This is a genomic window from Afipia broomeae ATCC 49717, from assembly GCF_000314675.2.
Taxonomy (GTDB): Bacteria; Pseudomonadota; Alphaproteobacteria; order Rhizobiales; family Xanthobacteraceae; genus Afipia; species Afipia broomeae.
Window position 1 is genome coordinate 1,248,951 of record NZ_KB375282.1, and the last position, 26,034, is coordinate 1,274,984.

Below are 26,034 nucleotides of genomic sequence, written 5' to 3' on the forward strand. Positions count from 1 at the left end.
GCAGCATGACGATGCGGGATCGTGATCCGTCATCGTCGGCCGAGTTGAACGTCAGCAATCTGTCGCTGGCTTTCGGCGGCCTGAAGGCGCTGACGGATGTTTCGTTTTCAGTCGCGCCCGGATCGATCACGGCGGTGATCGGCCCGAACGGCGCGGGCAAGACATCGCTGTTCAATTGCATCTCCGGCTTCTATCGGCCATCCACCGGCATCATCGCATTCGGCGGCGAGGACATCAGCAAACTGCATCCGCCGGCGCGGGCCAAGCTCGGCCTGGCGCGCACGTTCCAGAACATCGCGCTGTTTCGCGGCATGACCGTGCTCGACAACATCAAGCTCGGGCGCCACGCCCATATGGAAACGAACGTGTTCGACGCGCTCTGGTATTTCGGCCGGGCGCGGCGCGAGGAACTCGAACTGCGCTCCGAGATCGAACGGCGCGTTCTCGACTTTCTTGAGATGGAGCATATCCGCGATCAGCCGGTGGCGTCGTTGTCCTACGGCCTGCGCAAGCGTGTCGAACTGGCGCGCGCGCTCGCCATGCGTCCACGCATCCTGATGCTCGACGAGCCGGTGGCGGGCATGAACCGCGAAGAGACCGAGGATATGGCCCGCTTCATTCTCGACGTGAAGGAGGAGTGGGGTGTCACCATCCTGATGGTCGAGCACGACATGGGCCTGGTGATGGATATTTCGGACCATGTCGTCGTACTGAATTTCGGACAGGTGATCGCAGCCGGGAAGCCCGCGGAGATCCAGAACAACCCCGACGTCATCTCGGCCTATCTGGGATCGGGTGATGTCGGCGAACTGTCGCGGCGCATTGCAGGCGAGAAGGCAGCGTGATGGATTGGCTCTTTCTCACCGAGATCGTTCTGTCGGGCCTCGGATCGGGCGCGTTGCTGGCGCTGACCGGCATCGCCTTCGTTCTGATCTACAAGGCCACCAAGGTCCTGAATCTCGCGGTCGGCGAAATGCTGATGCTGTGCGCGTATTTCTTCTTCGGGCTGACCGCTGCGCTCGCGCTTCCGGTCTGGCTCGCGATCATATTGACGGTGATCGGCGGCGGCATTCTCGGCGGGGTCATCGAGCGTGTTCTGATCCGGCCGATGCTTGGCGAGAGTCCGATCTCCGTGTTCATGGTGACGGTCGGTCTTAGTTCGGTGCTGATCGGATTTGTTGAATTCGTCTGGGGAAGCGACCCGGCGACGCTGCCGAACTTCCTGCCGTCGAAGCCGATCTTTATCGGCAGTGCATACATCTCGCCGAAAATAGCCGTGAGTTTCGCGGTGGCGACGGTTCTAATCGCGGCCTTCCTGCTGATCTTCCGCACATGGCGCGGCGGTGTCGCGCTGCGCGCCACTGCGACCGATCAGGGCGCGGCATTTTCCTGCGGCATCAATGTGCCGGCGGTGTTCTCGGTCTCGTGGATCGTCGCGGGCATGGCGGCGGCAGGGTCCGGCATTCTGATCGGATCGATCGGCGGTATTTCGCCGACCATGGGTGTGTTCGGTCTGTCGGTGCTGGTCGCCGTCATTGTCGGGGGTCTGGATTCGATTGCCGGCGCGCTCGTCGCGGGTCTGGCGATCGGCGTTGTCGAAGCGCTGGTCGGCACTTATTTGGGCGGTGAATTCAAGCTGCTCGTCACTTTCATCATTCTCGTGGTCGCCTTGATGATCCGTCCTTACGGATTGTTCGGCACCGTTGAAATCGAGCGACTCTGATGCGTATCGGCGCCATCCATCAAACTTACGCTCAGGCAGAAGCGCTGTTCGACACCAGCGTGCAGCGGTTCATGCTGCTGGTGCTGTTCGCGGGGTTGGTGCTGTTTCCGTTCTTCGCCGATCAGTACTGGATCTATCTCGCCTGTCTCGTCCTGATCCATATCGTCAGCACGACAGGGCTTAACATTCTCACCGGCTATACCGGCCTTGTCAGTCTGGGGCAGGCGGCCTTCATGTCGGTTGGCGCCTATACCGTCGCCATTCTGGAAATACGTGTCGGCACGCCGTTCATCATCAATCTTGTCGTGGCGGGATTCGTGTCAGCCGGTGTCGGCATGGTTGTAGGCATTCCGAGTCTGCGGGTGAAGGGGCTTTACCTCGCGATCGCCACCATCGCCGCGTCCTTCATTCTGCATTTCCTGTTCGCCAACGGGCCAGCCATCCTCGGCGGAACGCAAGGGCTCAGCATGCCGCCGGCGCGGCTGTTCGGATACGATCTCGCGCGTCCGTTCCAGTTGTACTGGCTGTTCATGCCGCTGACGGCGCTGTCAGTCCTCGCGGCGGCCAATCTGTTTCGCACGCGCATCGGCCGCGCCTTCATCGCGATCCGCGACCGCGATATCTCAGCGGAAGTGCTGGGCATTCCGCTGCTGAAGTACAAGCTGTTGTCTTTCGCGCTGTCGTCCTTCTATGCGGGCGTTGCCGGTGGCATGTGGGCTTACTTCTTCCGCGTGGTCACTCCCGAAAGCTTCCCGCTGATCTATTCGGTGTTCTTTCTTGCCGCCGTGATCGTCGGCGGGATGGGCACCATTCTCGGCGCGATCCTGGGCGCGATCTTCATGACCATGGTTCCGGAATTCCTGAAGATCGCGGTGTCCTACATGACCTTCATTCCGAATGCGGTGGCGCAATTGTCACCGATCCGGACCATCGTTTTCGGCTTGCTGATCATCGGGTTCCTTCTGTTCGAGCCGCAGGGCCTTGCCGAAATCTGGCGCCGCGTGCGGCGCTTCTTCCATCTATGGCCGTTCAAAAAGTAATATGCAGGGAGAAACAACAATGAGACTCTTTCCAACGCGGCGGAAGCTGCTGTCCTACGCAGCCGCAGGCTGTTTCGCTTTAGGTCTCAACGCTCCGGCACGCGCCGCCGACGAGATCGTGATCGGCGGATCGATGCCGATGACCGGCGTGTTCGCCTTCGCGGGCATCGCGCTGAACAACGCGTTCCAGGACTATGTGAAGATCGTGAATGACGCGGGCGGCATCAATGGCCGCAAGGTCAAGTACGTGGCCGAAGACACCGGCTACAAGGTCGATAACTCGGTGGCGGTGTTCAACCGTATCACCAGCCAGGAGAAGGTGAACCTCTATTACGGAGACTCCACCGCCTTCTCGAAGACCATCAACGCGGAGCTGAATCGCCGCGGCGATATCCTGCTCGCGGGTGCGTCCTTCGCGACCGAACTGAACGATCCGAAGAACTTTCCCAACCAGTTCATCGCCGGTCCTGATTATTCGGAAATGATCGGCATTCTGCTGGAGTACATCGCCAAGACGAAGCCGGGCGCCAAGATCGCTCTGGTCAATTCCGATACCGAATTCGGCCGCGATCCGATTGCGCCGACCGAGAAGCGGGCCGGGGAACTTGGCCTCAAGATCGTCGAGAAGATCGCCACGCCGCCGACCAGCGTCGACGTCTCGACCGAAGTTCTCAAGCTGCGCCGGGCCGATCCCGACTATACGATCTTCCATGGTTACATTCTGGCCCCGCTGCCGGAATTCATGACCCAGGCCAAGCAACTCGGTCTCAAGACCAAGTTCATGGGCACGTTCTGGTCGATGGACAATGCGATCTGGGCGAAGTCGGCAGATGTCGCCGACGGCTTCATGGGCGTGATGCCGTATCGCTACTATTACGACACGGAAGGCAAGTCGCCGATGCTGGAGAAAATCCGGCAGATCCGTCCGGAGTATCAGTCGACCGGCTACATGCAGGGTTTCCTGACCGCCATGCTGATGACGGAAGCCGCCAAGCGCACGCTGGAGGCCAAGAAGGAGCTCACCGCGGCCAACATGAAAGCCTCGCTGAATTCGATCAAGGACTTCGACACCGGCGGCATCATCGGCGTGCCGATCTCGATTCCCGGCAATACCGTTCCTGTCGGCCGCGTCTATCAGTATGACGGCGCGAACAAGACCATGAAGCCGGTCTCCGACTGGATCAAGATCGCGAAGTAACGACAATGACCGCGGAAGCGCTTCTCTCAGTCAACAACATCGAGGTCGTCTATAACAAGACGGTCCAGGTGCTCCGCGGCCTGTCGTTGAAAGTCGACAAGGGGGCGGTGGTCGCGTTGCTCGGCTCCAACGGCGCCGGCAAATCGACCACGCTCAAGGCCGTCTCCAATCTTCTCGAACTGGAAGACGGCAAGGTGACGACCGGCGAAATCCTTTTCAAGGGCGACGCCATTTCACGCTTCGCTCCGCATCAACTGGTGCGGAGCGGTCTTTTTCACGTCATGGAAGGACGCAGGATTTTCGAAGACCTGACGGTCGAGGAAAATCTCACCGCGGCGACCTATGCCATGTCGGGGCGGGCAGGGGGTAAGACGCCGTTCGATCTCGTATACACTTACTTCCCACGTCTGTTCGAGAGGCGCACCGGACGCGCCGGATACCTGTCGGGAGGCGAGCAGCAGATGCTGGCCATCGGGCGCGCGCTGATCGCGCAGCCCGAGTTGATGTTGCTGGACGAGCCATCGCTCGGCCTGTCGCCGAAACTGGTGGAAGAGATTTTCACTATCATCGCGCGCATCAACCGCGAGCAGGGCGTCTCGATGCTGCTGGTCGAGCAGAATGCGGCGGTCGCCTTCGCAGTCTCGACCTACGGATACATCATGGAGTCCGGGAAGATCGTGACTGACGGGCCGACAGAACAACTGGTGCGCGATCAGGACGTCCGTGAATTCTATCTGGGCGTCGGCGCAGCAAATGCCGAGACAAAAGGTTTTCGTGGGATCAAGCACTACAAGCGCCGCAAGCGCTGGCTGTCCTGAGGCTGTGTGAGGATCGCATGAGCGAGAAATTTCCGGAGTTCACGCTGCCGCAGATGTTGCGCGAGAATGCACGCAAACATCCTGAACGTGTCGCGATCCGGCAGAAGGAATACGGAATCTGGAATCCGTGCAGCTGGAAGGACTATTACGCGCGCGCCTGCCATGTCGGGCTTGGCTTTCGCGCGCTGGGGCTGAGCTCCGGCGGGCATGTCGCCATTCTGTCCGAAAACCGGATCGAATGGGTGCTGGCGCAACTCGGCGCGAACATTGTCGACGGAGTCGCGGTCGGCGTTTATCCGACCAGCCCGGCCAACGAAGTCGCCTATGTGCTGGCCCATTCCGAGTCCGAGATCATCGTGTGCGAGGATCAGGAGCAGGTCGACAAGGTTCTGGAGCGGCGCGATGAGTTGCCGAAGCTGCGGAGCATCATCGTCCTCGAAACCAAGGGCATCAGGGATTATCCGCCTGATCAGGTCATGTCGTTCGAGGCGCTTGAAGCCCTCGGCGTCGAGTTCGAGGCGAGCCATGCCGGACTGACGGACGGCATCGTGGACCGGCAGCAGCTCTCGCAGATCGGATTGGTGATCTACACCTCCGGCTCCACCGGCAAGCCCAAGGGCGCGATGCTCAGCTACAAGAACATTCGCGCACAGGCGATCGCCTCGGTGGACCGGCTGAATCTCGATACGTCGGAAAGCCTTCTGTCCTATCTGCCGCTGTGCCATGTCGCCGAGCAGATGACGACGGTGATGGTCCCGGTCTATCTCGGCTCGCTGGTCAATTTCGGAGAATCGATCCGGACCGTGCAGGAGGATCTCCGGGAGGTTGCACCGAGCATGTTTCTCGGCGTGCCGCGCATCTGGGAGAAGCTTCATTCGTCGATTCACATCAAGCTGCTTGAAGCGGGGCGCATTCGCCGCGCGCTTTTCGACAAGGCCTATGCCGCATGTGAACCGTTCGCCGAAAAGAACGTAGCCAGCCGGACGTTCTCTGAGCGCATCACGTTCGCGATTTGCTACTGGCTGATCTTTCGCGCCTTGCAGAATTTCATTGGCCTGCGGAAAACCCGCATCGCGATGACGGGCGCAGCGCCGATTTCGCCATCGATCGTGCATTTTTTCCGCACCCTTGGCGTGCCGCTCGTCGAGGTTTATGGCCTGACGGAAAGCTCGGGCATCGCGCTCGGGCAGATGCTTTCCGACCGCCGCGTCGGAACGGTGGGACCCGGCATCGCCCACATGGAGGCGAAGCTCGGCGACTCCAATGAGCTTCTCATCCGTGGCGACACAGTGTTTGCGGGATACTACCGCAACGAGGAGGCGACCAAAGCCGCGATCCGCGACGGCTGGCTGCACACCGGCGATGTCGCAGAACTCACTGACGGTCACTTCCGCATCGTTGACCGTCTCAAGGACATCATGATTACGGCCGGCGGCAAGAACCTCAGCCCGTCAGAGATCGAGAATACCGTCAAGTCGAGTCCGTTCATCAAGGAATGCATCGTTATCGGCGAAGGCCGCAAGTTCGTCTCCGCCCTGATCCAGATCGATTACGATCTCGCAGGCAAGTGGGCCGAAGAGAAAGGCATCGCCTATACGAATTTCAAGAACCTGACCGAGAACGCGAGTCTGCGTGAACTGATCCAGTCCGAGATCGACGGCGCGAACGCGAAACTCGCGCAGGTCTCGCAGATCCGGCGCTTCTATCTGCTCACCAAGGAGCTGGATCACGATGACGACGAGGTCACGGCGACGATGAAGGTCCGCCGGGCCAACGTGCACAAGAAGTACGAGACCGAGATCGAAAGCCTTTATCGATAGGTCGAATGCGTATTCAGGGGCGGCACTACTGGTAAGACGCAACGATGTCGGAGATGGCGCGTTCAAGTTGCCGGGCCGTCGAACACTGCCGCACGACGCTGCAATAGGTTGCGTATCTCGGCATCTCGGAATCACCCATACCCCAGATCATGCGCCCTTCGGGGTTGAGCCAGACAACGCGCTTCGACCGCTCCGAGATGCGGCGCAGAATGTCCGCACGCGGATTGAGATTGTTGGTCCGGGCATCTCCGAGCACGATGACCGTCGTCTGCGGCGTCACGTGGCGCATCCATTTCGCCTCGAAATCCGCCAGCGACTTCCCGTAGTCGGACGATCCAAGGCCGACCAGCGACATGATGTCGGCCATCGCGGCCTCGGGCGTTTTCGAATCTAGAATGTCGCTGACATCCACCAGATGACCCGAGAACGCGAAAGAGCGCACATCGGAGACAACTTCATGCAGGCTGTAAATCAGCAGCAGGAAAAAATCCGACACCTTGGCGACGGAGCCGCTGACGTCACAGATGGCAACGATTTTCGGCCTGTCGCGGTGGCGGCGTTTCCACGTGGTCAGGAACGGAACGCCGCCCCACGCGGCGTTGCGCCGAATGGTCCGGCGCACGTCGAGATGCCCACGCCGCTGGCGCTTGCGGGGCCGGCTGTAGCGCTCGCGGAGCCGCCGCGCCATGACGCGGATGAGCGCGCGCATTTGCTCGACCTGTCGCCGGTCGAGTTGCGAGAGGGGCGCATTCTTCAGGATTTCGTTGCGAAGATTTTCGGTTTCTTCGCGCCCGTAGAGAAGGAGTGCCTGTGAGACGCGATCGCGAACGTTTTCGCGCAGGGCCTCGGTCGCGGCAGCGAGCCGCTCGGCTTCGGAAGGATTGGTTTGCGCCAGTTGCTCGAGATCGTCGCGCAGTTGCTGAATCCCGAGCAGATCGAGGATCCGGCTGGAAAAGATGCCGCGCTGGGTGAAAAACCGGATGTCTGACAGCGACGCGGCGTTGGCCGCATTGGAAATGGCGGCTTCCATCTCCGCGCGGTCCTGCGAAAGAAGCGTCTGCGCCAGTTGGCCGAGGCCGGAGGAGGGCGCGCCGGGTGCGCCTTCAGTCTGTCCAGCCTCCGAGCCCTCTTGCTGTTCGTCCGAGGCGTCCGGATCACCATCGGCCAGGGGCTGGGTCAGTTCGGGATGATCGAAGAACACATCGAAGCAGTCGCTGAGCAGCCGCTTTTCTTCCTGGCTCTTGGCGAGAGTCACGAGGAAGGTGTCGCGCAGAACGGACCGGTCGTAAAAACCGACGTCAGCCACAGCCCTCATCGCATCCATGCTTTCGGACGGCGAGATACGAACACCGGCGCCGCGCGCTGCACGAAAGAAGCGATGAAGGTTTTCCCTCATTGCACTATCCGAATACGTTCTGTCGGCCGGCCTTGGCCACTAAAGCGCTGACTTGCGGCAACGTGGTTTCGATGTCCGCTTCGTACTTCAGGAGAACGTTCAGCGTTTCCTTGACGGTCTCGCTGTCGAGTTCCGGCGCCTCCAGGAGGACGAGCACGCGCGCCCAGTCGATGGTTTCGCTGACCGACGGCAGCTTCTTCAGATCGAGTGTGCGAACCTCATTGATGAAGCCGACAATCTGCTTGCGCAGGGATTGCGATATTCCCGGAACGCGGCTTTCGATGATCCGCTCTTCCAGCTTCTGATCGGGAAATCCGATGTGAAGATGAAGGCAGCGCCGCTTGAGGGCGTCGCCGAGGTCGCGTTCGCCGTTCGAGGTCAGAATCACGGTCGGCGGCACGATGGCCGAGATCGTTCCGAGTTCGGGAATGGTGATCTGGAAATCAGACAGGATCTCCAGAAGCAGAGCCTCGAACTCCGCGTCGGCCTTGTCGATTTCGTCGATCAGCAATACGCAGCCGTTGGTCTGCTGCAGCGCCTGCAACAGGGGGCGTGGTTCAACGAATTCGCGGGAGAAGAAAACGTCGCCAAAATCGTGCAAGCGGCTCAGGGCGGCGGGAAGCGTTTCAGCCCCGCCGAGGACTTCGCCGACCTTGTCTTTCAGGATCTGCGTATAGAGAAGCTGCTTTGCGTATTTCCACTCGTAGAGCGCCTTTGCCTCATCAAGGCCCTCATAACACTGCAAGCGGATCATCGAGAGGTTGCGCGAGGCGGCGAGAGCCTTGGCAAGCTCGGTTTTGCCGACACCGGCGGGGCCCTCGACAAGGATGGGCTTTTCAATTCGCTGCGCGAGAAAGACCGCGGTCGCAATCTGGCGGCTGGCGATATAGCCGGCCGAGGCGAGGCTGGTTTCGACGGCTTCGATGGAAGCCGCCGGCAGATGTTCCGTCACGATCGATATCTCCGGCTGTTGTCAGATCACCCTAAACCGGACGTCGCCGGTCAGCGAGGGCGTATCAGCGCATTGCTACGATGCTGCGCGGCTGGCGTCCATATTGCTTGAGAAATTCATTGTAAGATATTGATCTGGATCATCTATTTTGTTTTTGCGAAACAGCAAATTTCCGGGGTCGTATTCGCGTGGTCTGGTGGTGATACGCACCCTTCCGTGGCCGCGCCACATGGCCTAAGACGGCGCAACTTTTTCCCCTGACTCGTGTGCACATGATCCGTCTCGACAATATCAGCAAGCAGAACGGCCATCAGATTCTCTTCATCGAAGCCTCCGCAGCGCTTCAGAGAGGCGAAAAGGTTGGCCTCGTCGGTCCGAACGGGTCAGGCAAGACGACACTGTTCCGGATGATCACCGGCCAGGAGCTTCCTGATGAAGGTCAGGTGGCCGTCGATCGCGGTGTGACCATCGGCTACTTCAGTCAGGACGTCGGTGAGATGTCGGGCCGCAGCGCTGTGTCCGAGGTGATGGACGGGGCCGGGCCGGTCAGTTCCGTGGCTGCGGAGTTGAAAGAACTCGAGGCCGCCATGGCGGACCCCGATAAGGCGGACGAGATGGACGCCATTATCGAGCGCTATGGCGAGGTGCAGCACCGCTTCGAGGAACTGGACGGCTATGCGCTGGAAGGTCGTGCGCGCGAGGTTCTCGCGGGCCTGAGTTTCAGTCAGGAGATGATGGATGGCGACGTCGGCGCGCTTTCGGGCGGCTGGAAAATGCGCGTGGCACTCGCCCGTATTCTGCTGATGCGGCCCGATGCGATGCTGCTCGACGAACCGAGCAACCATCTGGATCTTGAGAGCCTCATCTGGCTGGAGGAATTCCTCAAAGGGTATGAGGGCATGCTGCTGATGACCTCGCACGATCGCGAATTCATGAACCGCATTGTGACCAAAGTGGTGGAAATCGACGGCGGCTCGCTGACTTCATATTCGGGCAACTACGAATTCTACGAGCAGCAGCGCGCACTTGCCGAAAAGCAGCAGCAGGCGCAGTTCGAGCGGCAGCAGGCGATGCTGGCCAAGGAGATCAAGTTCATCGAGCGGTTCAAGGCGCGCGCCTCGCATGCGGCTCAGGTGCAGAGCCGCGTGAAAAAGCTGGACAAGATCGAACGTGTCGAGCCGCCGAAGCGCCGCCAGACCGTGGCTTTCGAGTTTCTGCCGGCGCCGCGCTCCGGCGAAGACGTCGTAAGCTTGAAGAACGTGCACAAGGGCTATGGCAGCCGCAGCATCTATGAAGGGCTGGACTTCTCGGTGCGGCGCAGGGAGCGCTGGTGCGTCATGGGCATCAATGGCGCGGGTAAATCCACGCTGCTGAAACTGGTGGCCGGTTCCACAGAGCCGGACAATGGAATGGTGAGTCTGGGCGGCAGCGTGAAGATGGGTTACTTCGCGCAGCACGCCATGGATCTGCTCGACGGCGAACGCACGGTGTTCGAGGAGCTGGAGTATTCGTTTCCTCAGGCCGGGCAGGGTTCGCTGCGTGCGCTGGCCGGATGCTTTGGATTCTCCGGCGACGACGTTGAGAAAAGGTGCCGCGTTCTGTCAGGCGGCGAGAAGGCGCGGCTGGTGATGGCGAAGATGCTGTTCGATCCGCCGAACTTTCTCGTGCTGGACGAACCGACCAACCATCTCGACATGGCGACCAAGGAAATGCTGATCGAAGCGCTATCGCAATATGAAGGCACCATGCTGTTCGTGTCGCATGACCGGCATTTCCTTGCGGCGTTGTCCAATCGGGTGCTTGAACTGACGCCTGAGGGCATCCACCAGTACGGCGGCGGCTATACGGAGTATGTGGCGCGCACCGGTCACGAGGCGCCCGGCCTGCGGAGCTAGGCCGGACAGGCCCTATTTCTTCGTGGCACGCGCCAGAAACTGCACCAGCGCGTCGCGGTCTTCGGGCGACCCGATCAGTTGTTCCGGCATTTTTGTGCCCGGCGTATAGACCGCCGGGCCGACCTCGAACAGCTTCGACACTGTTTCCGGCGTCCAGACGATGTCGAGCTTTTTCAGCGGCTCTGAAAAATTGTAGCCCGGCAGCGTTGCGATCTTGCGTCCGAAAATTCCTGATAACGTCGGACCAGCCTTGTTGCCTTGATCCGGTGCGAGGGTGTGACATGCCACGCAAGCCCGAAAAATTTCGGCCCCGCGGTCACCAGCGAAGGCGGCAAGCGGGTCGTTCGGATTCTCCTGAATCGTCGCTCCGATCGGCTCCCCGGTGCGTGCGTTCCAGCGCCTGATCACGCTGTCGGCGCCGCCGGTCAAAAGCGTGCCGTTGTCCGGCATGAACGCCACCGACCACACCGGAAGTCCCGGTCCGACAAGCCTGCGGGCGAGTGCGCGCGCTTTGCGATCGACGATCGCAACCGAGCCCCGGACATCCGCTGCCGCGAGCAATGCACCATCTTTCGATGCTGCCATTGCAATCACCGGGATCGGCCCTGCGGCAGCTTCGCCATCCGGTTTTCCCGCGCCGGTGAGAAAATAGATTTTCCCGTCTGCGCCGGCTGTGGCGATTTCGCCGTCACCGGACACGATCACCGCGTTCAGCGGAGCGGGCAGGGTCACAGTGGCTGGCGATGCGGTGCTGTCGAGCGGCCAGATGCGAACCGTGAGGTCGTAGCTGACACTGACAAGAGATTTGCCATCGGGGCTGAATGCGACGCCGTTGACGTTTTGCGTATGGCCCTCGAGCACGCGCGCTGTGCCGCCAGCGAGCGGCCAGAGTCGCACAGTGTGATCCCACGCCGCCGAAGCGAGGACTGCGCCATCCGGTGACAGCGCTAACGCGGCGATTGGGGCCGTGTGGCCTTCAAGTACGCTGTCAGGCTGCTGTTTGCCCGGCGTCCAGATTGCAATGCGGCCGTCAGCGCCCGCTGTTGCTGCGCGGCCATCCCTGAGGAGGGCGGTTGCATTGACGGCATCGGCATGAAATCGCAGCACTTGTTCGGCAGCGTCGCGATCAAGCGACCAGCGAATCGCGCTGCCATCGAAGCTTCCCGAAAGCAGTATTCGTCCGTCGGATGAAATCGCAAGCGCCCGAACCGGGCCGCCGTGGCCGCGTAACTGCGCGATGGCGGGAATCGCACCGATTGCCGCGGCGAGTACACTGACCGCGAGCAAAAGGCGAAACCGGTACCTTATGTTGCGACGGTCAACGCCTTGCACCGTGGTTCCTTCTCGAAAAGCCATTTTCATTCCTTATCCAGCGAAGCATGAAAGTCCTGTCCGATAAAGTCCTGCCCAAGAGGCACTGCGTCAGCGCGTCACTGGCTGCAACGGAACAATGATCACGGACGGGCGTTTGCCTTGTTCGGATACTTGATGTTTTCCGCTCACAGGAGCCTCAAAATGATTGACCGGATCACCGCAGCCATTCTTGTGGGCGTTCTCACAACGACGCCTGTCTTCGCACAGACGCCGGCACCGTCGGCTGACAAGCAGGAAACGAGTTGCAACACGGCCCCTGGCACAACGACGGGCAAGGCGGCGGATTCGTCATCGACGAATTCCATGGCGATGGAAAAAAGCGCTATTCTGCCGTCCGCAGGAGGGCATGCCAATTCTGCTGCTCCAACTGTTCAAAGCGACGGCAAGCCGATGCAGGTGAGCCCGGATTGCCCGCCGGACACGAAAACGAAATAGCGGTTCAACTCGTCACGCAAAAAAGCGGACGGTCCCGGCGGGCGAAACGTCATAGCCGGTTAGATCGGTTGCTCGTTGTCGGAGCGGCTTTCTTGAAAAAAAGCCGACCAAGGCTTGCAGCGCCGGCTTGAAGTAAGAGCGCTGCCGCATCACCAGATCGAAATTTTCCCAGAGCAACGGCACGAAATCGAGACCTGCTGCTTTGGCGGCAGCCCGCGTCGCAATGCCGCAATCGGCTTCGCCCGCGCGGATCGCTGTTGCGAGATCGGGTCCGGTCAAGCAGGGGGGCTCGAGCCGGCGGAGGTCTTTCGGCTTCGCGCCATGCTGCTTCAGAAGAACTTCCAGCAGCATTTGAGCACCCGCACCGGGCTGCCGCACGGCCATGGTTGCACCGCGCGTGAGGACATCCGCGAGCCCTGAGAGGTTTTTCGGATTTCCCGGCTGGAGCAGAAGGCCCTGCTCACGCCGCACGAAACCGATCAGCACCGCATCGTGCAGGCCGGCCATGGCGCGCACTGCTGCGACGTTGGCATCTTCGCCTGAATCCTCATTCTCACTGTGAAAATGAATTGCCGCGGCGATGGCTTCGCCCCGCAGGACGCGTCCGACGCCGCTTTCGGTCCCTTCAACAAGAGTGGCGAGACCGGAGCCGGATTCGCGCAGGCACCATTCCAGCAACGCGTCCTGGCTTCCGCCCATGATCAAAGGCGGCTGGGATGTGGCCATTCCGGCCGGCCGCATCAGGCCCGACAGCATCCAGCGGTCGAGTTCATCGCGCGGGAAAAGCCACTTCCCGGTGACCTTGGTGCAGGGGATCGCACCCTCGGCGACCAGCTCGTAGAGCTTGCGCTCGCCAAGTCGGAGGTAATCGGCTGCCTCACTGGTCGTCAGCATTTCCATTCTGCGTTTATATGAATATTTCTGCATATTTTCAATTCATTGACACCATCGAAAAATATGCAGGACAACGCATAGGGAGGAAACGGAATGCTGGATGGGCTGAACGCCTGGCAATTGATCGTGAGCGGCGATGCAGCGTTGTTTGCCATCGTCAAACTGTCGCTCGCTGTCAGCCTCTCGGCCGTCGTGCTCGCGGCCTGCATTGGTTTGCCGCTCGGAGCCGTCCTCGCGCTCACGCACTTTCCGGGGCGCAATGCCATCGTGGTCCTTCTCAATGCCTTCATGGGCTTGCCGCCGGTGGTCGTGGGTCTTGTGGTCTATCTGCTTCTTTCGCGCTCCGGACCGCTCGGCGAGCTCGGCATTCTGTTCACGCCGTCCGCCATGGTGATTGCGCAGGCGATCCTGATCGTGCCGATCATCGCCGCACTTGCACGCCAGACCATTGAAGATCTTTGGACAGAATATCGTGACGAACTGTCGGCGATGGACGTCGGTCCGCTTGGCCGCATGACGACGCTGTTGTGGGACGCGCGCTTCAGTCTGCTGACCGCATTGCTCGCCGGCTTCGGCCGGGCCGCGGCAGAAGTGGGGGCCGTCATGATCGTCGGCGGCAACATCGACGGCTTCACCCGGACGATGACCACGGCGATCGCACTGGAAACATCAAAAGGAAACCTGCCGCTTGCATTGGGGCTCGGTTTGATTCTGGTCGCTCTGGTTTTTGCGATCAACGCCGCTGCGTGGGGCGCGCGGATCTGGTCCGAACGGCAGGCGGGGTGAGCATGCGCGCGCCGGTCACTGATCTGCCCGTGGTTTTCGATCGCGTCTCCGTTCGCGCAGGCGCGACGACCATCATCGATCGCCTGAGTCTGACGCTCGCATCCGGCGCGCCGACCGTGGTGGTGGGGCCGAACGGAGCAGGCAAGAGTACGTTGTTGCGGCTCTGCATGGGGCTTTCGGTGCAAACCGAAGGCGCGATCACCTGGGGCGGCCGCGCTGACGTCAAGCCGACCCGGCGTGCGTTCGTATTCCAGCGCCCGGTGATGTTGCGCCGGACTGCGGCTGCGAACATTGCGTATGGGCTGACACACGCGGACTACCCGAGCGAGAAAGTCGCCGCGCGCACGGCGGAACTGCTCGAACGCGTCGGTCTCGCTGAACTCGCCATGCGTCCCGCCCGCCGTTTGTCCGGCGGTGAACAGCAACGGCTGGCTCTTGCCCGGGCGCTGGCGCGAGATCCCGAGCTGCTTCTGCTCGACGAGCCGACCGCCAGCCTCGATCCGGCGGCAACCCGCAGCGTCGAGGAGATTGTCCGCGCTGCCGCGCAATCCGGAATCAAGATCGTCATGGCATCGCACGATCTGGGCCAGGTGCGGCGGCTTGCCGGCGATGTCGTTTTCATGGTGCGCGGCGCCGTTCGCGAACAAACGCCTGCTGAAGACTTTCTTAAAAACCCGTCGACACCGGAGGCTGCGGCTTTCGTACGCGGCGATCTCGTCGTTTGAACACTAAAAGGACAGGTTATGACACATCGGTATGCTTATGCTCTCGTCGTCTCGCTGCTTGCCGCCGCGCTTGCGACGCCAGTCTCCGCCCAAGACAAGTCCATCGTCGTCGCCTCGACGACATCGACGCAGGATTCCGGTCTGTTCGGTTACATCCTGCCTTTGTTCAAAGCCAAGACCGGCATCGACGTGAAGGTGATTGCGCAGGGCACCGGGCAGGCGCTGGATACGGCGCGGCGTGGCGACGCCGACGTTGTCTTCGTGCATGCCAAAGCGCAGGAAGAAAAATTCGTCAGCGAAGGGCAGGGCGTGAAGCGCTTCGATGTCATGTATAATGACTTTGTCCTGATCGGCCCGAAAACCGATCCTGCAGGCGTCAAGGGCAAGGACATTGTCGTTGCGTTGAAAACCATTCAGGAAAAGGCCGCTCCGTTCGTTTCGCGCGGCGACAAGTCCGGCACCCATTCGGCTGAGCTTGCCTTGTGGAAGCAGTCCGGAGTCGATCTCGAAACCGCCAAGGGTCCGTGGTACCGCGAGATCGGGCAAGGCATGGGCGCCGCGCTCAACACCGCGGGTGCGATGAATGCCTACGTCGTTTCCGATCGTGGCACCTGGCTGTCGTTCAAGAACCCCGGCGATCTCGCGATTGTGGTCGAAGGCGACAGGCGGCTGTTCAACCAGTACGGCGTCATCCTTGTGAACCCTGAAAAACACCCCACGGTAAAAAAGGATCTCGGCCAGAGTTTCATCGACTGGCTGATCTCGCCCGAGGGACAAGCGGCGATCGCCGCCTATCAGGTTAATGGCGAGCAACTGTTCTTCCCGAACGCTGAAAAGAAGGCCTCTTGAGGGCTTGTCTGAGCAGGACCATCCGGCGGTTGCTAAGCCGCTGCCAGATGGTCCACCATCAGGCATGATTCAGACACAGCGTTTGACGGCGGCGCTCACGCCACTCGATGTTGCGCTCAGGTTGCTGTGCAGCGACCTGAAGCCCGTCGATGCCATTGAAGTGCCGCTAGAGGAGGCGATCGGCCGTGTCGCAGCCGAGACGTCTCCGTTAAAGGCGGCGTTGCCGGCGTTCAACACGGCAACGACAGATGGATGGGCGTTGCGCGCGAGCGACATCGTCGGCGCATCGTCCTATTCGCCGCTTCAACTCGTGAAATCGCCGCATTGGGTCGAGACGGGGGAGCGTCTCCCGGACAATTGCGATTGCGTGCTGGATGCCGATCTGGTCGAGCAGACTGGGCCGTTGTGTCAGGTTGTGGCCGAAGCCGTACCCGGTCAGGGAGTCCGCCGCGCCGGAGATGATCTTGCGCCGGGACGATCGATTGTTGAAGCGGGCCGGATTGTCGGCTCACTCGATGTGCTCGCAGCCCGCGTGGCTGGACTTGCGCACGTGGCGGTTCGATCTCCGCAAGTTCGCATTATCGATGTGCAGGCGGCGGACAGCAGCACAGCGTCGTCACAGTTTATTTTCGATTTCGCGAAAGCCGCAGGCGCTCGCGTGACGATGTCGAAAACCAACGGACGCGACGCCGCGTCGATAGTCGCCGCGGTTGGCGTCGAGACTTGCGATCTGCTGTTAACCGTCGGCGGCACAGGTGGCGGCCGGACGGATGCGACAATCCACGCCATCAAGGAATGCGGCACGCTGTTGGCGTACGGACTAGCACTCCAGCCGGGACGCATGGCGGCTGTCGGTAAGATCGGCGCAACGCCGGTGGTCGCGCTGCCGGGCTTGCCCGATCAGGCGCTGGGCGCTTGCCTTGCGCTGGTTCAACCCGTGCTGGACATGCTGACCGCACGACTGCCGCGGCAGGAAATGGTCCGCCCCCTTGCGCGCAAGATTTCTTCCGCTATCGGTGTTGCCGAAATCGTGCTGCTGAAAATGTCGGATCAGGCCTGGATGCCGCTTGCGGCAGGACAGCTTTCGCTCGATGCCATTATCAATGCCGACGCCTGGCTTGCCGTGGCAGGGAACAGCGAGGGTCATGCCGCCGGAACGCCGGTCGGCGCGCTTTCCCTTCGCGAAGTGTCATGAGTTAAGTGAAATGAACAAGTCAGGTCCAGCTTCAAGCCGCGATGGCGCGGATCAGGATCAGTTTCTCACGATCCTGTCGCGTGAGGAGGCGCTCGCGCGATTCGAGGCTGCGCTGTTTCCGCGCGAACTCGCTGTTGAGGAACGTGCGCTTTCGGATGCGCTCGGTCTGGCTTTGGCGAGCGATGTGGTGGCAGCGATGGACGTGCCGCCTTTCGACCGTTCCAACGTTGACGGGTTTGCCGTTCGTTCCGCCGATCTAGAGGCTGCGGGCGAGGCGTCGCCGGTTCACCTGCGGTTGAACGATGAGACAATTGCCTGCGGCACTGCGCCGGAATTGCCAGTGGTGCAAGGCTCCGCAACGCCGATTGCCACAGGCGGTCCCATTCCGCGCGGCGCAGATGCCGTGGTGATGATCGAGCATACGCAGCCGCTGCGCAATGACGCGATCGAGATCCGGCGTGCTGTCTCGCCGGGGCAGTTCGTGTCCTATGCCGGCTCCGATATCGCGCGCGGCGAGATTTTGCTGCGCGCGGGCACGCTGGTGGGCTCGCGCGAGATCGGCATGCTGGCCGCATCGGGTATCGCGCGTGTTTTGGTAACGAAGAAACCGCGCGTTGCGATCATTTCAACCGGCGACGAACTCGTTCAACCTGGCCTCCCGCTGCGTCCGGCTGCGATCTACGACACCAACGGCGCGATCGTTGCGGCTGCGGTTTCGGAAAATGGCGGCGACGCTGTCTTTCTCGGCGCGTTCCCGGACGAGGAGGACAGGCTCGAAGCTGTGATGCGCGAGGCGCTGGCAACCAGCGACATGCTGCTCCTGTCCGGTGGGACCTCGAAAGGCGAGGGCGACGTGTCCCATCGCATTGTCGCGCGGCTCGGCAAACCGGGCATCGTCGCGCATGGCGTTGCGCTGAAGCCGGGAAAGCCGCTGTGCCTCGCAGTGTGCGATGGCAAGCCGGTCGTGATCCTGCCGGGATTTCCGACGTCGGCGATGTTCACATTTCACGACATGATCGTGCCGGTGTTGCGACGCCTTGCGGGACTGCCGCCGCGCAACGATGCGCGTGTGACGGCGAAGGTGCCGGTGCGCATCGCATCGGAACTCGGCCGCACCGAATTCGTCATGGTGTCGCTGGTCGAGGGGGATGAGGGATTGATTGCCTATCCGTCAGGCAAGGGCTCCGGCGCGATCACGTCGTTCGCGCAGGCCGACGGCTTTCTGAAGATCGATGCGCTCGCGGATCAGATGCCGGCAGGAACCGACACCGAGGTGATGCTGTTCACGCCGCATGTCCGTGTGCCTGATCTGGTGATTGTCGGCAGCCATTGCACCGGGCTTGATGTCGTCACAGCCCCGCTGGCGCGCGCCGGACTATCTGTCCGTTCGATCTCGGTGGGAAGCCTCGGCGGATTGGCCGCGGCGCGGCGCGGCGAATGCGATCTCGCCCCGATCCATCTGTTCGATGAGAAAACCGACACATACAACACGCCATTTCTTGTCCCCGGCCTTGAACTCGTCCCGGGCTACCGGCGCATGCAAGGCATTGTGTTCCGTGCAGGAGACGAACGCTTCGAAGGTCTCAGTGCGGAGGATGCTGTGCGTGCGGCCCTGAAAGACCCGTCGTGTTTGATGGTCAACCGCAATCAGGGCGCGGGCACGCGCATTCTGATCGATCGGTTGCTCGATGGTGTGAAACCGGATGGCTACTGGAACCAGCCGCGCTCGCACAATGCCGTCGCGGCGGCGTTGGCGCAGAAGCGTGCCGACTGGGGCATGACCATTGCGCCGGTCGCGCGCGCCGCCGGGCTGGGCTTTATTCCGTTTGCCGAGGAGCACTACGACTTTGCGCTTGTGACTGCGCGAAAGCCGCGGCCCGCCGTACGGGCTTTTCTGGACTCGCTCACATCGCCGGAAACGCGTGCAGCGCTGGAGCGGGCGGGATTCCGTCCGGCATAGTAGGTCCGGGTCAAGCGCCGTCGAGCGCCGCGAGTTGCTCGGCCTCTGCGACGTCCTCGACGGTGTTGGCGTTGAAGAACGGATCGATCGGCTTGTCCGGCCAGGTCACTGTCGCCAGCTTGTAGCGGGCGGTCCAGCGATCGATCTTGCGCATGTCTTCCACCACCAGCGCGTGCCGCAGGTCGCCGCGCAGGGCGACGTTCCAAAGTCCGATCACCGGATGGGTCTGATCGCCGGAAGCTGCGACCGCAAGTTGGGCGTCTTCCGCGATCCGCGCACGCTGCAATCGCGCAACCAGATCGCGCGGCAGGAAGGGACAGTCTGTCGCCGCGCTGAGGACCCATTCGACATCCGGCCTGTGTTCGGCCGCCCAGTCGAGCGCCGTCAGGACGCCGGCGAGCGGACCTGCAAATCCTTCAACGGTGTCTGCGACGACAGGAAGCCCGAACGCCGCGAAGCGGGCAGGGTCGCCATTGGCGTTGAGAATGAGTCCATCGCATTGCGGTGCGAGCCGCCCGATCACACGCTCGAGGATGGTGCGTCCGCCGATGGTTTTCATCGGCTTGTCGCCGCCGCCCATGCGCCGCGCCAGCCCGCCTGCGAGAAGAACACCGACTGTCGATGGCCGGTCCTCAGTCATCGTCGCTGCCCTTGCGCCGGTGCCGCGCGGATTCCTCGGCGACAAATTCCAGGCTTTGGTCGAAGACGATCCGCTCCTGTCCGGACAGTGCGATGAATCGCTTGCCTTTGGTCCGCCCGATCAGCGTTAAGCCGACCTGCCGCGCCAGTTCGATGCCCCACGCTGTGAAACCGGAGCGTGACACCAGAATGGGAATGCCCATTCGCACCGTCTTGATCACCATCTCGGAGGTAAGGCGCCCGGTCGTGTACATGATCTTGTCGGCAGCATCGACCTTATGCCGCCAGGCCCAGCCCGCGATCTTGTCGACCGCGTTATGCCGTCCGACATCTTCCATGTAGCAGATCGGTTCGCCTTCCTTGCACAGCACGCAGCCGTGGATGGCGCCGGCTTCGAGATAGAGCGAGGGCGCGGTGTTGACCGCATGGGTCATCTGATAGAGCCATGATGTGCGCAATTCCGCCTTGGGCAGGACCGCGCCCTCGATGGCTTCCATCAGATCGCCGAAGGCGGTGCCCTGTGCGCAGCCGGAGGTGAGCGTTTTCTTCTTCAGCTTCTCTTCAAAGTTGGTCCCGCGCTCGGTGTAGACGACCACGACCTGGAGATCGTCGTCGTAGACCACCTCGGTTACGACATCGTCGGGCTTCAGCATGTTCTGGTTGAGGAGATAGCCGAGCGCGAGATATTCAGGATAGTCGTTGATCGTCATCATGGTGACGATCTCCTGCGAATTGAGGTAGAGGGTTAGCGGCCGCTCGACCGGTACGCCGATCTCGACAGGCGCGCCGGTCTGGTCGATCCCCATGACACGCTCGGTGAGGCGCGGGTTCTTCGGGTCCGGCATCACGCGCGGGACCAGCTGGTCCTTTCTCGCATTTGTCGACCTGGCTTGAACTGTTTCCGTCATGGCTTACTCGATCACGATACGCGGCGCGGGTCTGACCGCGGCGCCGGTGGTGATGGACGTCCAGAGCTGGCGTGCGATGCCGATATAGTGCTTCGCATGAACGCCTTCCGGGTCGGTGGCAACGACCGGACGGCCTTCATCTGATGTCTGGCGTATCGCCATGTCCAGCGGGATTTCGCCGAGAAAGGGGATGCCGCGCTTTTCCGCGTCAAGCCGCGCTCCGCCGTGGCCGAAGATCGGCGTGACATGGTTGCAGGCCGGACAGCAGAAGCTCGCCATGTTCTCGATCAGGCCCAATATCGGGATGTTGACCTTCTTGAACATCTCGATGCCGCGGCGTGCATCGATCAAAGCGATATCTTGCGGCGTTGAAACGATAACCGCACCCGCCAGCGGTGTCTGTTGAGCCATCGTGAGTTGTACGTCGCCGGTACCCGGCGGAAGATCGACGACGAGAATGTCGAGATCGTTCCACGCGACCTCGCGCAGCATCTGCGTGATGGCCGAAATCACCATCGGCCCGCGCCAGACCATGGCGTTGTCTTCCTCGACCAGAAATCCGATCGACATGACTTTAACCCCGAAGCGCTCCAGCGGCTCCAGCATGCGCGGACCGAGCAGACGCGGTTTGCCGCGCAGGCCGAACAGCTTCTGTTGCGACGGGCCATAGATATCGGCGTCGAGAATACCGACTTTCAGTCCGAGCGCCGCGAATCCGAGTGCGAGGTTGCACGAGGTCGTCGATTTGCCGACGCCGCCCTTGCCCGAGGCCACGGCAACGACGTGCTTCACGCCGGGAATGCCCGCGGCCTTCGATGTCGCGGGTGGGTTGGGGGTGGCATGGGTAACTGACAAATTCAATCTCCCGACCGATCGCGCTCACGGCGCGCGCGGTTCATTGCGATCCGAAAGGATCGTTCTTCTTGCTTTCCCGCGCGCGCAGATAATCCTCGGTGGACATCACGGGCGGCCGTTGCGGTGCGGCGTGGGGATCGAAACTTTCATTGACGACAGCCTCGACCCGGCAGTCCGCGCACATCTTGATGACGTCGAGCCGCCGCGCGTTGGCGCCCTCGAACATCCAGTGCTTCTCCTGCAACTTCGACAGCACGCGCTCGATCGAGCTCCTGGTGCCGAACGGCGTGCCGCAGGCGATGCAATGGAAGGGTTCTTCTTCCTTCAGCACACGCAGCGGTGCATTCCAGGCCTGGAAATCGAGCCGCGGCTCCAGCGTGATCACATCCTCGGGGCAGGTCGCTTCGCACAGCCCGCACTGAACGCAGAGGCTTTCGGTAAAACGTAACATCGCCCGGTCGGGATTGTCGGAAAGCGCGTTGGTTGGGCAGGCGGTGACGCAGGCATGGCAGAGCGTGCAGCCTTCGACATTCAACTGAACGGTGCCGAATGGCGCGCCAGCCGCGAGCGGAACGACATCGACCGGAGCAGGGGCCGTGAGATGCAGTTCCCGGAACATGGTTTCCAGCACGCCGCGCTTGGCGCCGCGCGGAATGAGGCTCGCGGGATTCGATGAAGCAACGCCACGCGGCATCGCGTCGAGCATCGCGCGCAACTGATCGGGATCGTCGGTTTCCAGAATGCGGACAAGGCCGTCGCCGAAGCCGAGCGCAGCGGCGATCGTCCCTGACATATCGGCGGCGCGCCGCAGTCCGGCCGTTTCGTGCCTTGGCTGTGCGCGCATCAGCAGCGCGGCGCCTGTGCCGCCATAGGCGAAGACCGCTGCGAGGGATTCCGGTCCGAGTTGCGTGACTTCGTTGACGCGAACCGGGAGCACGTTGGCCGGCAAGCCGTCGCCAAATCGCGCCAACGCGTCGATCAGCGGTTCGCCGTGGTCGCCGTCATGAAAGAGCACGACCGCCTGTTCGCCGCCCGCCTTGCGATAGGTTTGCAGCAATGTGCGCAAGCGGCGCATCAGCGCATCGGCGCTTGGCAGGGAATAGGATGCCGCTCCGGTCGGGCAGGCTGATGCGCATGACCCGCAGCCGGCGCATATGTTGGGATCGATCGCGACGGCATTCCCGTTCGGTGTGATCGCGCCGGTTGGGCACAGATCGAGGCAGCGCGTGCAGCCTGTGATGTTCGACCGAGAATGCGCGCAGAGTGATTCTTCGAAGTGTATGAAGCGCGGTTTGTCGAACGTGCCGACAAGGTTGCCGGCTTCCGCAATCGCGCGCTCGACGGCGGCGCGGTCGCGCGGATCCGCGCGCAGATAGCCGGGCCGCAGTTCGTGCGCCGGAAACAGCGGCAGGCCACCGCTGAGATCGAGAATCAGGTCGCAGGCCGACGTTGCGCCATCGCGCGAAGCGCCGAACACGAGCTTGCTTCGTGAGGAAGGTGCCGGCAAAGCGTAATCGTCGATGGCGAGTTCGAAGTTGCCGAGATATCCGCGCGCATTGCGGATCGTGCCTTTCAGCACCGGAAACTCATTGACCGCACGCGGCGTGATATCGCCGGGTTTGGTGAGAATGACGGTGATGTCGAGCCGGTCAGCAAGACGCCTGGCCGCGTCGATGGCAACGTCATCATGGCCATAGATCAGCGCGACACCGCCGCTTTCCAGTGTGACCAGCGAAATCGGCGGCATTTCTTCCGAAGCAGCGGCGATCAGCGCCGCGGCTTTCGGCCCAGCCGCCGCGGCATCCTTCGACCATCCGCCGGTTTCGCGGATGTTCACGAAGGTAAGGGGAATGTCGGGAAATTCCTCAGCGACTTCCTTGAACAGCGGCGCTTCCTGCGTACACGCGACCGTGATCGCTTGGCCTTCCGCGAGCGCCGCCTTGAACTGGGCGAGGTCCAGACCGCAGAGCTGGTTGGCCTGTGTCATGTGCGCCGCGCACCCGCGCCCGATTGCCTGCGCATCGAGCGGCATGCTCTTTTCGCAACTGCAAACCAGAAGGCGGGACTTTGCGCTGTTCATGATCTGCAACCTTGACCCTTGGCGTCTGCTCAGAGTGGCTATTTCAACCATATGGTGCCGTGGTAACGGCTCGCGCAAGCGCCCGGCCGCTTGACCGGAATAGCATAGACTGCCCAAATACAAAGAGCTTAGGGAAATTTTCTACGATGATGGTTTCGCGTCACGCGCAAGCGGAACAGCCGCTCGATCTGCCTCCGGGGTACAAGCTCGTATCGCTTCGCGAGTATGGCGACGCGTTTGCGCACGGCTGCACTATTGCAGCCGAAGCCGGCGCGGGAACATTGGTCTGGGTCCGGCGCTACGACCTGGTCGAGTTCGCCGTCGTGCTCGAGCCGGACCAGCCGTTGACATCGGCCCGCCGCGCCTTCTTTGCCGGCATGAATGCGATCGGGGACGCTATCGCGGTGCATTGCCCGCCGGAGCGGGAGGTGCAGTTCACATGGCCGGACACGATCCTGTTCGACGGCGGTGTGCTGGGTGGCGGGCGGCTTGGCTGGCCGAAGGACTGCCGCGAGGATGAAATTCCGGAGTGGCTTGTGTTCGGCGTCATTCTGCGCGCCGCAGACATGGCGCATGTCGAGGAAACCGTTGCGGCAGGCGGCGTTGCCCTGCTCAACGAAGGGTTCGAAATGGTCGAGACCGAGGCGATCGTCGGCAGTTTCGCTCGCCATTTCATGGCGGCGTTCGACCGGTGGAACGAGCGGGGTTTCGAGCCGATTGCGCGCGATTATCTGGAGCGGCTTACGCCGCACGCGGCCGGCCAGAGGCGCGGAATCGACGTCAATGGCGATCTGCTTATCAGTACCTCCGCGAAAAATCCGCCGGAGCGCGACAGCCTGCTCGATGGGCTGGCCAAGCTCGCATGGTATGATCCCGAATACCGCGCCCCGAAACTTGGGTGAGGCGGACATGCTGAAATTGCCGCGCACCATCAGGCTCGATCCCTCGGACACATTCGTATTCGAGCGTGCCGCCGAGCCCGGCGAATGGGCAGTATCCGGTGCGTTCGTATTCTGGGACAGCGATCCCGCAACCCTCGGACAGAAACAACGGGTAGCTCTGCGGTCCGGTTTTCTCGGAATCGAGAGTCTGGGCTGGTCGACGCTTGCGGTCGTGATCGAGGCATCCGAGGCCGAGCGGCAAGGCGTGATCGATCGGCTTGCGGAGCAATTGATGGCGAAGTTCGGCGCACCGAACATCGAGGCCGCGCGCTCTGCCGCTGAAGAAGAAGTCGCGTTTGCGGCTTCGCTGTGTGACCACGAGCCACAAACGTTGCTGGCGGTCGCCCGAAGCATTGAGAATGGAGAAATCCGCGAGCGCTTTCGGACGTTGAAGCCACGCGCGACCGAACCGGGCGGGGATCGATTGCACAGCCATGCACGCGCCTTTACCTTTCATGAGGTCGAAGGCGATGAACCCGCCGAGGAAGTCGATCTTCTTGGGCTCACAAAGACGGACCGGACATGAGAGAATTCTGGGTTGCTTCAGGCCATCATCTTACGCGCCGGGCCGATCATGGCAGGCTGATTGCGACGCCGGAATTGATCATGGCGTATCTGGCGCGGCCGGAACTAATGCCGCCAGACGATGCCTGCGACGCTGAACGTGAGCTGCACGCGAGTCTGCTCGCAGACCCGCTCCGCCCAGTATCGAAAGCCGATATTGCCGCACTCGCCGACGCTGACGCGCGCGAAAACTGGACGTTCATGACGGCGTTTCGCGATCGGCTGATGGCGGCGCCATCGCTTGAGGCCGTGTATGTGGCACTCGCGCGTAAGGGTGCCGGCGATCTGCCGCCGATCTTTCTCTCGCAACTGTGTCACCTGATCCTGCGCAACGCCCTTGAAGGCTGCGACGATCCGTATGTGCTGCGCGCGGCCGAATTGTTCTATCGGAGCCAGAAAGCAACGGTTCACAATGGCGCACTGCTGCTTGCTGATGCCGAAGTCGTTGAGGCGCAGCATCATGCACAGCATGATCTTCATACCTCTCCTCTGACCGCCATGCTCCAGCCGCAGGCGTTCGGCGAGATGGACGTCATGGATGACGAAAATGCGTGGACCTATTGGTCGCGATCCGACGCGCATGCGATGGTCATGAATCTTGGCGGCAATCCGAAAGCGCGCGATGCGCTCTGCCGGGTGATCGAACGCTGGATCGCCCATCTTCTGGGTGTCGCTGTGAAGGTGGAGCCTGTCGCGTCTATCGAGGACCGCGACTGGCGCTGGTTCGTCGGGCTCGACAGCGAGGGAACCCGGATCGGTAACGCGCTGTGGAATGGAGATACGCCCGGCGCAGATGCCGCCGAGCGGATCGTGGCGCTGATGCGTATGACATTTGAGGATTCGCGGTTCGTGGATGAACGCGTCGGCAACAAGCCGGTTTATCTCATTCTGGCGATGGGCGCGGACAAGGTGGTGCGCCTGAAGCCGCAGAACCTTGTTGCGGGATTGCCGCTTGCGCCAGCGGCGAATGTTGCGTGATTCACCGGT

General features: G+C 61.7%; 23 protein-coding genes and 1 pseudogene. 16 read left to right on the top strand and 8 right to left on the bottom strand.

Going from position 1 to position 26,034, the window contains the following annotated elements; genetic code table 11:
• Positions 1-5 precede the first annotated feature (5 nt).
• Genes HMPREF9695_RS05725 through HMPREF9695_RS05750 form a run of 6 tightly spaced genes read left to right on the top strand, consistent with a single transcriptional unit; the run spans position 6 to position 6,599 of the window.
• Complete coding sequence (locus tag HMPREF9695_RS05725) at positions 6-845, top strand: ABC transporter ATP-binding protein (protein WP_006019870.1); 840 nt, start codon at positions 6-8, stop codon at positions 843-845.
• Positions 845-1,723: a branched-chain amino acid ABC transporter permease gene (locus HMPREF9695_RS05730; RefSeq protein WP_006019871.1), complete on the top strand. Its 879-nt coding sequence runs from the start codon at positions 845-847 to the stop codon at positions 1,721-1,723. The genes HMPREF9695_RS05725 and HMPREF9695_RS05730 overlap by 1 nt, the downstream gene beginning before the upstream one ends.
• Positions 1,723-2,763 (top strand): branched-chain amino acid ABC transporter permease, encoded by a 1,041-nt coding sequence (locus tag HMPREF9695_RS05735; protein ID WP_006019872.1) that lies wholly within the window; start codon positions 1,723-1,725, stop codon positions 2,761-2,763. Before HMPREF9695_RS05730 ends, HMPREF9695_RS05735 begins: the two co-directional genes overlap by 1 nt.
• Before the next feature lie 19 nt (positions 2,764-2,782).
• Complete coding sequence (locus HMPREF9695_RS05740) at positions 2,783-3,961, top strand: ABC transporter substrate-binding protein (protein ID WP_006019873.1); 1,179 nt, start codon at positions 2,783-2,785, stop codon at positions 3,959-3,961.
• A gap of 5 nt (positions 3,962-3,966) precedes the next feature.
• Positions 3,967-4,779, top strand: coding sequence for an ABC transporter ATP-binding protein (locus HMPREF9695_RS05745; RefSeq protein ID WP_006019874.1), 813 nt, complete (start codon positions 3,967-3,969; stop codon positions 4,777-4,779).
• Between the two features lie 17 nt (positions 4,780-4,796).
• Positions 4,797-6,599, top strand: coding sequence for an AMP-dependent synthetase/ligase (locus tag HMPREF9695_RS05750; RefSeq protein WP_006019875.1), 1,803 nt, complete (start codon positions 4,797-4,799; stop codon positions 6,597-6,599).
• A 25-nt stretch (positions 6,600-6,624) separates the two neighbouring features.
• On the opposite strand, the gene HMPREF9695_RS05755 is transcribed toward HMPREF9695_RS05750, so the two are convergent.
• Together HMPREF9695_RS05755 and HMPREF9695_RS05760 are read right to left on the bottom strand one after the other, a co-directional pair.
• Positions 6,625-7,995, bottom strand: coding sequence for a vWA domain-containing protein (locus HMPREF9695_RS05755; protein ID WP_006019876.1), 1,371 nt, complete (start codon positions 7,993-7,995; stop codon positions 6,625-6,627).
• Positions 7,996-7,999: 4 nt separating this feature from the next.
• Complete coding sequence (locus tag HMPREF9695_RS05760) at positions 8,000-8,947, bottom strand: AAA family ATPase (RefSeq protein WP_006019877.1); 948 nt, start codon at positions 8,945-8,947, stop codon at positions 8,000-8,002.
• 272 nt (positions 8,948-9,219) lie between these two features.
• Here HMPREF9695_RS05760 and HMPREF9695_RS05765 point away from each other — a divergent pair, with 272 nt between their 5' ends.
• Positions 9,220-10,842, top strand: coding sequence for an ABC-F family ATP-binding cassette domain-containing protein (locus tag HMPREF9695_RS05765; protein ID WP_006019878.1), 1,623 nt, complete (start codon positions 9,220-9,222; stop codon positions 10,840-10,842).
• A gap of 12 nt (positions 10,843-10,854) precedes the next feature.
• Here the strand turns inward: HMPREF9695_RS05765 and HMPREF9695_RS05770 are convergent, their stop codons facing one another.
• Positions 10,855-12,198, bottom strand: a complete 1,344-nt coding sequence (locus tag HMPREF9695_RS05770) for a c-type cytochrome (protein ID WP_006019879.1) — start codon at positions 12,196-12,198, stop codon at positions 10,855-10,857.
• Positions 12,199-12,357: 159 nt separating this feature from the next.
• On the opposite strand from HMPREF9695_RS05770, the gene HMPREF9695_RS05775 reads away from it, so the two are divergent.
• Positions 12,358-12,651, top strand: a complete 294-nt coding sequence (locus tag HMPREF9695_RS05775; RefSeq protein ID WP_006019880.1) for a hypothetical protein — start codon at positions 12,358-12,360, stop codon at positions 12,649-12,651.
• A 12-nt stretch (positions 12,652-12,663) separates the two neighbouring features.
• Here HMPREF9695_RS05775 and HMPREF9695_RS05780 read toward each other — a convergent pair whose 3' ends face one another.
• Complete coding sequence (locus tag HMPREF9695_RS05780; protein ID WP_006019881.1) at positions 12,664-13,551, bottom strand: substrate-binding domain-containing protein; 888 nt, start codon at positions 13,549-13,551, stop codon at positions 12,664-12,666.
• Positions 13,552-13,638: 87 nt separating this feature from the next.
• Between HMPREF9695_RS05780 and HMPREF9695_RS05785 the strand changes: the two genes are divergently transcribed.
• From HMPREF9695_RS05785 to HMPREF9695_RS05805, 5 genes are all read left to right on the top strand, one after another.
• Positions 13,639-14,331, top strand: a complete 693-nt coding sequence (locus tag HMPREF9695_RS05785; protein WP_006019882.1) for an ABC transporter permease — start codon at positions 13,639-13,641, stop codon at positions 14,329-14,331.
• A 2-nt stretch (positions 14,332-14,333) separates the two neighbouring features.
• The gene (locus HMPREF9695_RS05790) at positions 14,334-15,056 is read left to right on the top strand and encodes an energy-coupling factor ABC transporter ATP-binding protein (RefSeq protein WP_006019883.1); all 723 of its coding nucleotides are present in this window, start codon (positions 14,334-14,336) and stop codon (positions 15,054-15,056) included.
• An 18-nt stretch (positions 15,057-15,074) separates the two neighbouring features.
• Positions 15,075-15,905, top strand: coding sequence for an ABC transporter substrate-binding protein (locus HMPREF9695_RS05795; RefSeq protein WP_006019884.1), 831 nt, complete (start codon positions 15,075-15,077; stop codon positions 15,903-15,905).
• A 64-nt stretch (positions 15,906-15,969) separates the two neighbouring features.
• Positions 15,970-17,100: a molybdopterin-binding protein gene (locus HMPREF9695_RS05800; RefSeq protein WP_006019885.1), complete on the top strand. Its 1,131-nt coding sequence runs from the start codon at positions 15,970-15,972 to the stop codon at positions 17,098-17,100.
• Positions 17,101-17,110: 10 nt separating this feature from the next.
• Positions 17,111-19,060 (top strand): molybdopterin biosynthesis protein, encoded by a 1,950-nt coding sequence (locus HMPREF9695_RS05805; protein WP_006019886.1) that lies wholly within the window; start codon positions 17,111-17,113, stop codon positions 19,058-19,060.
• Between the two features lie 10 nt (positions 19,061-19,070).
• On the opposite strand, the gene mobA is transcribed toward HMPREF9695_RS05805, so the two are convergent.
• The 4 genes and pseudogenes from mobA to HMPREF9695_RS05825 all read right to left on the bottom strand — a co-directional run bounded on the left by mobA (position 19,071) and on the right by HMPREF9695_RS05825 (position 23,542).
• Entirely contained in the window at positions 19,071-19,700 is a 630-nt protein-coding gene (gene mobA / locus HMPREF9695_RS05810; RefSeq protein ID WP_006019887.1) for a molybdenum cofactor guanylyltransferase MobA, read from the bottom strand.
• Positions 19,693-20,544 carry a formate dehydrogenase accessory sulfurtransferase FdhD gene (locus HMPREF9695_RS05815; protein WP_430648567.1) on the bottom strand — a complete coding sequence of 284 codons (852 nt, stop codon included), beginning with the start codon at positions 20,542-20,544 and terminating at the stop codon, positions 19,693-19,695. Before HMPREF9695_RS05815 ends, mobA begins: the two co-directional genes overlap by 8 nt.
• 66 nt (positions 20,545-20,610) lie before the next feature.
• Positions 20,611-21,447, bottom strand: a pseudogene (locus HMPREF9695_RS05820) (Mrp/NBP35 family ATP-binding protein); the annotation flags it as partial.
• A 55-nt stretch (positions 21,448-21,502) separates the two neighbouring features.
• Positions 21,503-23,542: a 4Fe-4S binding protein gene (locus HMPREF9695_RS05825; protein ID WP_006019890.1), complete on the bottom strand. Its 2,040-nt coding sequence runs from the start codon at positions 23,540-23,542 to the stop codon at positions 21,503-21,505.
• 146 nt (positions 23,543-23,688) lie between these two features.
• Here HMPREF9695_RS05825 and HMPREF9695_RS05830 point away from each other — a divergent pair, with 146 nt between their 5' ends.
• The 3 genes from HMPREF9695_RS05830 to HMPREF9695_RS05840 are packed head-to-tail and all read left to right on the top strand — an operon-like array spanning position 23,689 to position 26,025.
• Positions 23,689-24,444, top strand: a complete 756-nt coding sequence (locus HMPREF9695_RS05830; RefSeq protein ID WP_006019891.1) for a biotin/lipoate--protein ligase family protein — start codon at positions 23,689-23,691, stop codon at positions 24,442-24,444.
• Positions 24,445-24,451: 7 nt separating this feature from the next.
• A complete protein-coding gene (locus HMPREF9695_RS05835) occupies positions 24,452-25,009 on the top strand; it encodes a DUF6505 family protein (protein ID WP_006019892.1) in 558 nt (185 codons plus the stop codon).
• A complete protein-coding gene (locus HMPREF9695_RS05840) occupies positions 25,006-26,025 on the top strand; it encodes a DUF6352 family protein (RefSeq protein ID WP_006019893.1) in 1,020 nt (339 codons plus the stop codon). The genes HMPREF9695_RS05835 and HMPREF9695_RS05840 overlap by 4 nt, the downstream gene beginning before the upstream one ends.
• The last annotated feature ends 9 nt before the right edge of the window (positions 26,026-26,034 follow it).